Genomic DNA, 12,428 nt, shown 5'->3' with positions numbered 1-12,428 from the left:
GCTCAGCTCTAGGCTGCCCTTTTTAAATATGATTAAATCGCTTAAAACTCACTATTTCACCCGACAGTAACGTCAGACTGGTCATTGGCATAATACCGCGTAACGCATTGCAAAAGAACAGCTGCTGAAGCTGTGGCAAATCCTTATCTTGTAATGACCGCACAACAACTGGATATTTCGTCGTAGATAACTCATCAATAATTACTTGCCGCATCACCCCAGCGACGCCCGATTGTGCCATTGATGACGTATACCATTGACCTTGAGTTAAATAATTTGCGTTGCCTTTAACAGCCTTGTTTTTATCAGCACTATCTTTATCAGTATTAGCCGTATTTATCATCTCTGAAGATGGCGACTCTACCAGTCGGCTATCAGATAATTGATAAAACATATTGCTCATCGTGCCCTCAACCCAGCACCCAGTCATATCACGTAACAAGCCCTCACCAATATCTTGCGAGCCATTAGAGTTTAATGAACGAGCTTTGATATCCTGCAACTCTGCACTCGCCAACACATTATCAAGACGATTTAGACTTTTTAGTCCAGCAAGAGACGGCGGCAGACAAGCGATTTGCGAAGATAAACAAACAGCAGTGCTCATAGGCTGCATCGGAACAAAAATACCATCAGCTAACGGCAATTGCTCAGTAGTGCTAACCTTCATCGTTAAGGATTTTAGCCAAGTCTCACATGTGCTACCACACTCACTTGGCGTATAGCCATAACCACGGATATCTTGCGCGGCGCGTGTGATGACAAGCTTTAGCATACCTTGTTGTAGCTGCTGCGCATGCACTTGCAAAGCAGATAATAAAGAGCAGTGGTCTAAATCAAGCTGCAAGGCAATCGCATGAGAGATGAGACGCTGATGATGATAATCCGCCCACAGTATCTGCCCATTGATAACGCCCATGGTGGTAAAAAAACCATCGGCGTATGCTAATCCGCGATTGTCTAATGAGGCGGTACTGGCTGTAGTCTGCTTGTCTAATGCAGATAAACAGACCCAGCTATTTGATGGCTGCATGGCTTACTGATTTTTTTGGCTAGCAGACTTATTGATGACCAGCATACAGCTATAAAACTCACATTTTGCCAGCTCTACTTTTTGCCCACCGATGACTTTATTTTTGATAATTTGACCGTTTAGCATATCAGCCACCAGCTTACCGCCCTCATCACCCATTAATTGAAGAGCAAGTTGATAGGATTTTTTGGCATGACCTTGACTGAGTGATTTTTCTTTATCCGAGTCGGTAGGATTGGCAAAGTACCAGCCAAGCTCGAGATATTTTTCAGAATCGATAAGATCTAAATAAGGTGCTTCGGTATTCATAAAGCGGTATTTGGACGCAGGATTACTGGCATAATCCAAGCTATTTTCATCGGTGCTGACCACTTTACCAAGTGTTGATTTGATATCGTCTAGTTGATCGACACGAAGCGGCTCGACTTTCTTAGGACCCCATGACGCGACATCATATTTGACTGGGGTGCCCTCTTGCGCAGTAGCGCCATCTAAATCAGCATTTGGCGCAGGGTCTTTTGGTTTTGGTGTATCGGAGACGGTCTGCTTATCAGCACTTACTTCCTCTGTTGATACTTTGCTGCTTTTATTGTTATCACAGGCGCTTAACGACACGCCAACTGCCATTATCGTACTGACCATAAGGGTCTGTAGGGTGTTATTCCACATGGGCAACTTACTCACACTTTAAGATAGTTCTGAAAATAGTATTAACAAGCAGCTAGGTATGCCGCTGATAATGAATAGTGTCTGTTATTGAAATCTTGCTATCACTGAATTCTATACATACGCTTTTTCTATTTAAATATTCTATAAATCACATTAAAAAAGCACAGGGAAAAATAATATGGTTACTTTTTCATGCTCTCTAGTTTACCCAACTGCTTAGCGCTTGACCACCCTTTACCTTACGGATAACACTCGCAGAGAGTACAGATTTGTTAAGATGCTAACGTCATAAAAATTCATCCCGACTCAGCTAGTTATATCCATAGCTTCAGGTTTGTCAAACGGTGCGTTATCCCTTATGATAAGTACGCTTTGATACCCTTACTCTATCACCCTTACTTATGCCCTGTACCGCCAGTGGAGCCTTTATGACCCAGCATTTTATTGTTATTGGTAATCCAATTGCCCACAGCAAGTCTCCTGAAATCCATACGTTATTTGGTACGCAAGCAGGGCTTGATATCTGTTATCAGCGTCAATATTGCCCTGATGACGCAGCAAGCTTTACAGCAGTGATTGAGGCATTCTTTCATGGTGGCGGCGTCGGTGCCAATGTGACTGTACCCTTTAAACAGATCGCTTATGAGTGCTGTGCAGCGCGAGGTGGCTTATCTGAGCATGCCAAAGTCGCTGGCGCGGTCAATACATTATTATTAAATAAAGCTCTGCTGGCAAAAGGTGTATCACCCGTAGAGGCGTTATGTGGTGACAATACTGATGGTCAAGGATTGGTCAATCATATGCAGCGTTTAGGCTGGCCATTGAATGGTGCACGCGTGGCAATCATTGGGGCAGGCGGTGCAGCGCGCGGCGTGGTATTGCCGCTGATAGAGGCTGGTATTGAAACGCTGACCATCGCCAATCGTACAGTGAGTAAGGCAGAAATATTAGTCGATGAACTTAGCACCGCAAGCGAAAAGATAAATCAACATACTATTCAAACCTATGCGACGGCTGATTTAAGTGGCGACTTTGATATCATTATCAACGCCACATCCATCGGACTATCAGGTGAAACCTTGCCATTAGCCGATACGCTAAACTGCCAATATGCTTACGATATGATGTATGGACGTGAGCTGCCATTTTTACAACATTTTTCTACCTTTGGCGCTCAGACATCGGATGGTTACGGCATGCTGATCGGGCAAGCGGCGTTAAGTTTTGAGCGTTGGACAGGACGCGCTATTGATATTGCGCAAGCGACTATCGCATTAGAAAACGTATCAACATAATAAACGGTGCACGAGTGCAGCTACCATCTATCTAAATGAAAAAAACGATCTACGTTTTTATACTAGCCAAATCGTATCAGTAGCCATTTTTCTATACGGCGCAGCGGTACACGCAAATTCGTTGAATGCATGACAACCCCGCCGCCAAGACCAACCATACAGCCAAGTAGTGTATCCAACAAGCGTGTGTGCGTGACCTCTTGATAGACCGCTGACGTAAGTGGCAACCCACTGCCATATTCTGCAATGAATATCGTCAGTGGTGTGATAAATACAACGGCTAGTCCATAATGACGATCTACCAAGGATTCAATACAAAGCATCATAACCAATATTGAAATAGCGATACCCCATATCGACAGCCCCCAAGATAGCATCCAACTCGCCAGACCCGCGCCTACCAATGTCCCTAGTAAACGATGTAGTTGCTTAATCCACATCGTCCGTAAGTGGATACCCTGAATGATCAGAAAACAGCTAACCGCTGCCCAGTACGGATTAGACATATTTAGCATCAAGGGAATCAAGAGCGCTAAACTGACAAAACCCGCGACAATAATGCTTTCACTAATAGTATCAGACTCATAGCTATAAGTTGGTGTCGGCGTAGCAGGACGCGTCGCTAATAAAAATAGTGAATACAGCAGCCCCATGATTAAGGCAAAGCCACTGCCCAGCATCACAAGCCCAGTGGCTGACATGATTTTCTCTAATGGCAGTGGTATAAATAATGCTAGTGCCCCAGCCATCATCACAAACAAGCCAGCTGGCGGCGGCTGGCGATAATAACGTCCAAACATAACCACACCAAAGGCTATCAGCATAAACACTGGCAGCCTAAGAATAGGTACTTGCTGTGCTGCCAAGCCGAATGCAAAGCATAACGACATGGCAAAGCCCCATGTCATCAAAGTCACTAAACGATAGGGCAACTTACCTATTAAAGGCAAATTCAAGATGACCATTGCCCCCAAAGACGCCTTGATACCTGATGGCAAAGCCTCAAAGTAAGCGCCCACAAATACGGGGAAACTGATGGTAATGGCAGCGATAATGGGCATATGCCACGGTCTCTTGCTTTGATTGACGGTGAGCAAATGAGCAAGCTCACCATCTATCAAAAACTTGATGCGAGTTAACAGTATTGTCAGCCAAGACACCCGCTTTGCCTTGGACTTTGGTGCGCTCATACAAGGCCTTCCTTATATCGTAAATGCATTAGAATAATGGGCTTACCGTTCGCCTTGATCATACGGTTATTCTTATTATAGATAATGGCTTAGCAAAATATCAGGTTAAAAAGCTCATTGACACAATAATAACTTAATGTTTTAATTATACTAATTAACTATGAATATTAGTTATTAGTTATATATTTGTCGGTATATAAGATTTATACTGCATCAATGCGCAAAGACTGTTTTTTATCAAGGATAACTTAACAGTTTCCAAAATAGACAAGCTAGCCTTAACATATCCACCCATTGACTCAAGATATTCTCTGTTTTTATTCCAAATAATTAAAATCGTTTCCATAAACTCTGGCTTAAAAACTAAGTCAACCGTCTATGATAGCGAACAACTAAAGAGAACGACTATGTTAACTTACAAAGCACCTTTACGTGATATCAAGTTTTTAATTAATGATGTATTTGACTACCAAACGCATTATAAAGATTTGGATAATGGCGAAAATGCAGATCCTGAAACCGTTGATATGATTCTTCAAGGTATGGCAGATTTTGCCGAAAACGTTTTGGCACCTTTATATCAGCCAGCGGATGAAGAAGGTTGTCATTTTGAGAATGGTGTGGTGACGACGCCTAAAGGCTTTAAAGAAGCATATCAGCAGTTTGTTGATGGTGGCTGGCAAGGTATTTCTTACCCAGAAGAATATGGCGGTATGAACTTACCGACCTCATTGAACCTTATCAAAGCTGAAATGATCGGTACAGCTAACTGGCCTTGGGCAATGTATCCTGGTTTATCAACCGGCTGTATCAATACCATTATGCAGTATGGTACGGATGAGCAAAAAGAGACGTATCTACATAAATTGGTCGAAGGCTCTTGGGCAGGCACTATGTGTCTAACTGAGCCACAATGTGGTACAGACTTGGGTCAAGTAAAGTCAAAAGCTATTCCACAAGACGACAGCAGCTATAAGCTTAGCGGTACTAAGATTTTCATCTCAAGTGGTGAGCATGACTTAACTGAAAACATCATTCATATCGTTTTAGCCCGTCTACCGGATGCGCCAGAAGGCACCCGTGGTATTTCATTATTTATCGTACCGAAATTTTTGCCAAATGCTGAAGGCGAAATTGGCGAGCGTAATGGCGTCTCTTGTGGATCTATTGAACACAAAATGGGCATCAGCTCATCAGCCACTTGTGTCCTAAACTTTGATGATGCCGTTGGTTACTTAATTGGTGAGCCGAACAAAGGTCTAAAAGCCATGTTCACCTTTATGAACACTGCCCGTATTGGTACTGGTATCCAAGGTTTGGCGCACACTGAATTGTCATTCCAAAACGCCCTACCATATGCCAAAGATCGTCGCTCAATGCGTACTTTATCGGGTACGAAAGATCCTGAAAAAGTTGCTGATGCGATCATTCATCATGCTGACGTACGCCGTATGTTACTTACCCAAAAAGCTTTTGCTGAAGGCGGTCGCTCAATGATTTATCATTCAGCACGCTATGCAGATAAAATGGCGCAAGGCATCATCAATGGCGATGATGAAGAGTTTGAAAAATGGGATGATAAGCTTGGCTTTTATACGCCTATCCTAAAAGGCTTCTTGACTGAGCTAGGTATTGAAGCGGCTAAACACGGTCAACAAGTTTATGGCGGTCATGGCTATATCAAAGAATGGGGTATGGAGCTTATCGCTCGTGATGCTCGTATCGCGACTATGTACGAAGGTACGACTGGTATCCAAGCATTAGATCTATTAGGTCGTAAAGTGATCTTGCAGTCTAAAGGTAAAATCATTCGCGATTACACTTCAAGCATTATGAAATGGTGTGGCGAGTATGCCTTAGACAAAGACATGCGCAAGTTTGTTTGGGCATTGACTAAGCTTTGTGCTGAGTGGAACACTCTGACTGTACGCTTGATGCTGATGGCACGTAAAGACCGTGAAATCATCTCAGCAGCATCTGATGATTTCTTAATGTACTCAGGCTATGTGATGATGGGCTACCACTGGGCACGTATGGCAGCGGTTGCTTATGACAAGCTTGAAAATGGCGGTACAGAATCACCAGAGTTCTACAAAGCCAAAATCCAAACGGCAGAATTCTATTTTGATAAGCTGTTACCACGTACTTCAGGTCACGCCGAAGGCATGGTTGCACCAAGCAGCAGCATGACAGCAATGGACATTGATAACTTTGCTTTCTTAGACTAGGATTGATTAAAAGCTAGTCTAAGACTGTTATAAATAAAAAAGCGCTTAGTTGAATAACTAGGCGCTTTTTTTATACTGTATTAGCAAGTAACTAATAAATTCAGTTACGCATTTAACATTTTCTTATGATACACCGCACTAATCTCTTCAACCTCTACGCAGACTTGTAACGATGCACGTCCTGATTGCTCAGCACCCAGCGTTTGCTCTATAGTAGTCACCAATTGCTCAGCAAGCTGATTACGGATACTTATATCACGACCGCTCATGATTTTTAGATGTGCATAAATAAAGCCATTGACTTGCTCATCATCTTCAACGCCCACTAAAAACGTTTCGACACGAATAATGCGCGCTTTAATATCTGTTGCTTTACCAAAGTGTCCACTGTCCCACAGGATCTTATTCAATGCTTTGAGGAATGATTCTTCGTGAGCAATACTGACATTGGGTGTCACTTGAATGGTTAAATGCGGCATGATTATATCCTTATATAATACGGGTAAAAAACGAAAAGTGAATAGCTTCGCAAAGCTAATGTATCTGACAATCAGCCGTTTTCAATCATCGGTAATAGTGGCAAAGCGAGCCGTAAGTGTCGTCGCTAATTGTGCTGGCGGCAGTTCAATCTCTAGACCACGGCGACCGCCACTGATGTAGATAGTCGAATGTGTTTGCGCTGATTCATCTATAACAGTTGGCAAGCGTTTTTTTTGTCCCAACGGACTGACACCGCCGAGTACATAGCCAGTACTACGCTCGACTTGTTTGGGATCTGCCATTTGGACTTTTTTGCAGGCCAGCATTTTATTAACAGATAGCGCCTTAGCCATTTTTTTAAAGTTTAAGGTTTTATCCACTGGCAAGATAGCAACGGCGAGCACATCTGTATCGGTCAATACAACCAAGGTTTTAAAAACCTGTGTCACGTCAACACCCAGCTTTTCGGCCGCTTCTAACCCAAAAGAGGCAGCGTTACTATCATGAGTATATTCATGTAATCGATAATCAAGACCACGTTGTTTGGCGAGATTGATAGCTGGCGTCATAATATTCTCACTGAATTAAGTGACGTTAATGAGTAAGCAGAAATACAAGATAGTATATCTTGTTCAAAACTATTTTTACCCTAAATACTTTACTTTTCAAATCATTGAATAGCTTATGCAGCGCGTATCTTACTGCACAGTAACCAGAGCTTATTAATATTGGTAGTATCTACAGACACTATATATCGCTTTGATGGCTTTTATGGCATTATAAGGGCAATATATTTGACTAATTTTGATACCGATTATGATACCGAAGTTCTTAAAAAAACGGATTTTTAAAGCACCAGTGGTCAGCGGTAATACGCCAGCCACTGAACCGTCAGACACGCCAAAAATTGATGGTAGCCCTATTGTATCCACGCCTTATACTAATGCCCCAATTAATCAATTGTACCGTAAAATCTCGGGACAGATGCTAGATGTGGCGGTAAAACCAAAGCTTTTGGGCGAATTGCCAGAGTTTGATCAGGATGATCAGACGTTAAGATTTTATGTGCTGCAAGATTATTCGCGCTCCAACAGTATTTTGATTGACCTGCAAACGCAAGAACATAAATTACCGCCAGCATTGGTTGGGGTAAATGACAGTGCTCATAATATCAAAGAAAATGCTGCCATTATATTTTTACATCACCCCCATGCTAAAGAAAACCAACTATCACCGCGCCTATCACGTCTGGTCTCTGCTGTTTTGCAGTATCCAGAATTAAAAGTACGCTTGGTACCAGTATCTATCCTCTGGGGACGCGCGCCTGAAAAAGAGGATTCTTTATTTAAACTGCTAACGGCTGATAACTGGCAAGATCCTAGCATTACCAAACAGTTATTTAATATTGGGGTGATGGGACGCGATACTTTTATACAGTTCCATCCTCCGCAAGATTTGCGTACCCTTATTAATGATAGCCTTAAAGACGATGATGATGAGCCTACTGACTTAAATTCCGTTATCTTTGAATCTGCTACTCTTGATACGAATGCCAGTGATGCTACAGATAGCGCCACTGAAAATACAATCGGTGTAGCGCCAAATTATACTGTGGTAGCTGCGGCTGATGGCAATCGTGAGCTTGTACGCTCATTGCAGCAGCAGCTTAATATTTATTTGGACAAACAACGCGCCAGTATGCTCGGTCCTGACTTATCAGACAGACGTAACTTAGTAGATAAGCTGGTTTACTCGCCTGCCATTAAACATGCAATAGAGGCAGAAGCGGCAGAGACCGGTACTAGCCCTCGAGAAGCGCGACTACTTGCAAAGAGCTACGCTAATGAGATGGTCAATGATTACTCACATGCCATCATCCGCGGTTTTTATAAATTTTTAACGTGGTTATGGACGCAACTGTATGATGGTGTAGAAGTCCATCACTTCGAGCGCGTACGTGAACTGGCAGCAGATTATGAGCTGGTATATGTACCTTGTCATCGTAGCCATGTTGACTACCTACTACTGTCTTATGTCATTTATAAACGCGGCTTGAGTATTCCTTATGTCGCGGCGGGTGATAACTTAGATGTGCCAGTTTTAGGTCCAATATTACGCGGTGCAGTGGCTTTTTATATACGTCGTAGCTTCCGTGGTAATGCGCTTTATACCGCAGTTTTGCGTGAATATATGCACACACTTATTACCCGTAATACCCCAATTGAATATTTTATCGAAGGCGGGCGCTCACGCTCAGGACGTTTGCTACCACCGAAAATGGGTATGCTAGCAATGACAGTGCACAGCCAATTGCGTCAGAGTAACAAGCCAGTGGTCTTTATTCCGACTTATATCGGTTATGAGCGCATCATGGAAGGTGGCACCTATATCGGTGAGCTAAAAGGTAAGCCAAAAGAGTCTGAATCATTACTTGGACTCCTCAAAGTCGGTCGCAAGATTGAACGTATTTTTGGCAATGTGCACTTAAGTTTTGGTACACCGCTACATCTAACCGATTTTATGGCAAAATTTGATGTACCAGAAAATAGCTTACCTGCTGATCGCACCGATACGCCGCTCGATGATAAAGCCAGCGCCATGGTTGATAATATCGGTGTCAAAGTCATGCAGCATATCAATAAAGCAGCGGTGGTTACTCCGGTATCCTTGCTGTCACTGGTGTTACTATCTGCACCAAAATCAGCGCTCGATGAAGATATTTGCCGCGAGCAAATTGCCCTTTATCAAGGTTTGGCTCAACAGCTGCCGTATTCAAGTGATACGGTCGTTACCGACATGTCGCCGCAGCAAATTATTGATTATGGTATTAAGTTAAAACTTATTGAACGTATCCCTCATATCTTGGGCGATATCATTCAGATTGCAGGTAAACAAGCAGCACTGCTGAGTTATTTCCGTAATAATATCTTGCATGTCTTTATTCTCCTGTCTTTCTTAGCGGCTTTAGTTGCCCGTAATGGTCGTATCGAACGTAGCCGTCTAGACAATATCGCCATGCAGCTCTATCCATTTCTGCAAAGCGAGCTATTCTTATATTATCCTGCACATGGTTTGGCGGATACCCTGAACAAAAAAGTTGACAGTCTGATTGCTCATGGTTTGATTGTAGAATTGGGCGATGGTATGCTCAGCGTCCCTGAAGCCAATAGCAGATGCTACCAACAGCTACAAGTGCTTGCCACGCCGGTTGAGCAAAGTCTTGAACGCTACTTTATGACCTTGGCTCTACTCGCTCAGCAAGGCTCAGGCAACTTAACCGAAAATGAAGTGGTTGATTTATGTCATTTGCTTGGTCAACGTTTATCAGTGTTATATGCTGATGATATTCCTGACTTCTTTGATCGCGCATTATTCACCAGTTTCCTCGGTGCATTGACTCGTTTAGATTATCTGCAAAAAGATGCAGAAACTGGCATCTTAACCTTTGATCAACGTATCAATGATATTGCTCATCATGCAAAATATGTGCTGAGACCCGAAATGATGCAAATCTTGCATCAAGTTGCCAGTCTCAATGAAGAAGAGATTGCTCATGCTATTACTGAGATCAGCAATAAAAAGCAACGTAAATTTGGGCGTAAGCGTTAACTTTTAAATCACTTAATAACACAAAAAAATGATGATGCATAAAAAAGACCTCTAATAATTAGAGGTCTTTTTTTATTACTTTACATTTGAAATTTCTAAGCAACTATCTTAAGTTGAAATCTTTTTATACTTCATACGCTTAGGATTGGCATCATCACCCATCGTCTTTTTACGATACGTTTCAAACTCAGAATAGTTACCATCGAACCAAACTGGACCTTCATCTTCAAACGCCAAGATATGAGTCGCGATACGGTCAAGGAACCATCGATCATGCGACACGACCATGACAGTACCTGGGAAGACCTGAATCGCATCTTCTAGCGCACGTAATGTTTCAATGTCCAAATCGTTTGATGGTTCATCAAGGAGCAATACGTTTGCGCCTTGCTTCAAGGTCTTAGCTAACTGCAAGCGGTTACGCTCACCACCAGACAATTGACCGACGTGCTTTTGCTGGTCTGAACCTTTAAAGTTAAAGCGACCAATATAAGCGCGGCTTGGCGTCGTATAGTCGCCAACGGTAATAATATCAAGCCCGTCAGAGATTTCTTCCCAAACTGTTTTGCTGTCATCTAAATTGTCGCGTACCTGACCAACATAAGCAACTTTGACACTTTCACCCAAATCGACTGAGCCTGTATCTGGCGTATCGCGTTCGGTAATCATGTTAAATAGTGTGGTTTTACCCGCACCATTTGGACCAATAATACCAACAATGGCACCAGCTGGGACGTTAAAGCTAAGGTTTTCATAAAGTAAACGGTCACCAAATGACTTGGAGATATCGTTTACTTCGATGACTTTATTACCCAAACGTGGACCCGGTGGAATATAAATCTCAGAGGTCTCATTACGTTTTTGGAACTCTTGTGAGTTCAATTCTTCAAAACGCTGCACACGAGATTTAGACTTAGCTTGTTGACCTTTTTGGTTTTTACGAATCCAATCCAGCTCTTTTTTCAACGCTTTAGCAAACGATTCTTCTTGCTTATTCTGCTGCTCTAGACGAGTGTTCTTTTGCTCTAGCCACTCAGTATAGTTGCCTTCATACGGATAGCCATGACCGCGGTCAAGCTCCAAAATCCACTGAGCGACATTATCCAAGAAATAACGGTCATGGGTAATGGCAACGATAGTACCGCTATAGTTCTGCAGGAACTGCTCTAACCATGCCACGGACTCAGCGTCCAAATGGTTGGTTGGTTCGTCAAGTAATAACATATCAGGGCGTGATAAGAGCAAACGACATAGTGCCACACGGCGTTTTTCACCACCAGACAGTTTACTGACATCCGCATCCCAAGGTGGCAGACGAAGTGCATCAGCCGCTTTTTCAAGCTGGGTATTTAAGTTATGCGCATCCCATGCTTGGATGATGTCTTCCATCTTACCTTGCTCTTCAGCAAGCTTGTCAAAGTCAGCATCAGGTTCAGCATATTCCGCATAAATGGCATCAAGACGAGCAAGCGCATCTAACGCCTCACGCATACCGTCTTCGACGTTACCACGGACATCTTTGCTGTCATCGAGCTGCGGTTCCTGCGGCAAATAACCGATTTTGGTACCCGTTTGCGCACGAGCTTCACCACTAAATTCAGTATCCACGCCCGCCATGATGCGTAGCAAGGTTGATTTACCTGAGCCATTGATACCCAAAACACCAATTTTGGCGCCAGGGAAAAAAGATAGATTGATGTTCTTTAAGATTTCACGCTTAGGTGGAACAAGTTTTGACACGTTGTTCATCGTGTAAATATATTGAGCCATTAACACTCCGATAGACTGCATAAAAGAGGCAAACAAACAGACTTAGCAATACTACCAAGTAAGCTGCACCTCAAAATCAGGGGTATTCATTGACTGTCATTATCGCATTGTGGCGCAACCCCTGCAAGCTAACTGGCTGTTTTACCGCTTGTTT

General features: G+C 42.9%; 9 protein-coding genes. 3 read left to right on the top strand and 6 right to left on the bottom strand.

Features of this window, described 5'->3' with window-relative positions:
• Nucleotides 1–22: 22 nt before the first annotated feature.
• Both M0221_RS00755 and M0221_RS00750 read right to left on the bottom strand, forming a co-directional pair.
• Nucleotides 23–1,033 carry an aminotransferase class IV gene (locus tag M0221_RS00755; protein WP_483284065.1) on the bottom strand — a complete coding sequence of 337 codons (1,011 nt, stop codon included), beginning with the start codon at nucleotides 1,031–1,033 and terminating at the stop codon, nucleotides 23–25.
• 3 nt (nucleotides 1,034–1,036) lie between these two features.
• Complete coding sequence (locus M0221_RS00750) at nucleotides 1,037–1,702, bottom strand: hypothetical protein (protein WP_483284064.1); 666 nt, start codon at nucleotides 1,700–1,702, stop codon at nucleotides 1,037–1,039.
• 428 nt (nucleotides 1,703–2,130) lie between these two features.
• On the opposite strand from M0221_RS00750, the gene aroE reads away from it, so the two are divergent.
• Nucleotides 2,131–2,997: a shikimate dehydrogenase gene (gene aroE, locus M0221_RS00745; protein WP_483284063.1), complete on the top strand. Its 867-nt coding sequence runs from the start codon at nucleotides 2,131–2,133 to the stop codon at nucleotides 2,995–2,997.
• A gap of 62 nt (nucleotides 2,998–3,059) precedes the next feature.
• Here aroE and M0221_RS00740 read toward each other — a convergent pair whose 3' ends face one another.
• Nucleotides 3,060–4,187 (bottom strand): FUSC family protein, encoded by a 1,128-nt coding sequence (locus tag M0221_RS00740; protein ID WP_483284062.1) that lies wholly within the window; start codon nucleotides 4,185–4,187, stop codon nucleotides 3,060–3,062.
• A gap of 407 nt (nucleotides 4,188–4,594) precedes the next feature.
• Between M0221_RS00740 and M0221_RS00735 the strand changes: the two genes are divergently transcribed.
• On the top strand, nucleotides 4,595–6,415 hold the full coding sequence (locus M0221_RS00735; RefSeq protein ID WP_181209395.1) for an acyl-CoA dehydrogenase C-terminal domain-containing protein: 1,821 nt from the start codon (nucleotides 4,595–4,597) through the stop codon (nucleotides 6,413–6,415).
• A gap of 104 nt (nucleotides 6,416–6,519) precedes the next feature.
• On the opposite strand, the gene M0221_RS00730 is transcribed toward M0221_RS00735, so the two are convergent.
• Both M0221_RS00730 and ybaK read right to left on the bottom strand, forming a co-directional pair.
• Nucleotides 6,520–6,894 carry a 5-carboxymethyl-2-hydroxymuconate Delta-isomerase gene (locus M0221_RS00730; RefSeq protein WP_011512521.1) on the bottom strand — a complete coding sequence of 125 codons (375 nt, stop codon included), beginning with the start codon at nucleotides 6,892–6,894 and terminating at the stop codon, nucleotides 6,520–6,522.
• 81 nt (nucleotides 6,895–6,975) lie between these two features.
• Entirely contained in the window at nucleotides 6,976–7,464 is a 489-nt protein-coding gene (ybaK, locus tag M0221_RS00725) for a Cys-tRNA(Pro) deacylase (protein ID WP_483284061.1), read from the bottom strand.
• Nucleotides 7,465–7,711: 247 nt separating this feature from the next.
• Between ybaK and plsB the strand changes: the two genes are divergently transcribed.
• Complete coding sequence (gene plsB, locus M0221_RS00720) at nucleotides 7,712–10,504, top strand: glycerol-3-phosphate 1-O-acyltransferase PlsB (protein ID WP_483284060.1); 2,793 nt, start codon at nucleotides 7,712–7,714, stop codon at nucleotides 10,502–10,504.
• Nucleotides 10,505–10,612: 108 nt separating this feature from the next.
• On the opposite strand, the gene ettA is transcribed toward plsB, so the two are convergent.
• On the bottom strand, nucleotides 10,613–12,274 hold the full coding sequence (gene ettA, locus M0221_RS00715) for an energy-dependent translational throttle protein EttA (protein ID WP_011512518.1): 1,662 nt from the start codon (nucleotides 12,272–12,274) through the stop codon (nucleotides 10,613–10,615).
• Between the last annotated feature and the right edge of the window lie 154 nt (nucleotides 12,275–12,428).

This window comes from Psychrobacter sp. ANT206 (assembly GCF_056880555.1).
Note: the sequence above shows the minus strand (reverse complement) of the source record. Positions and strands in the feature narration are given on the sequence as shown.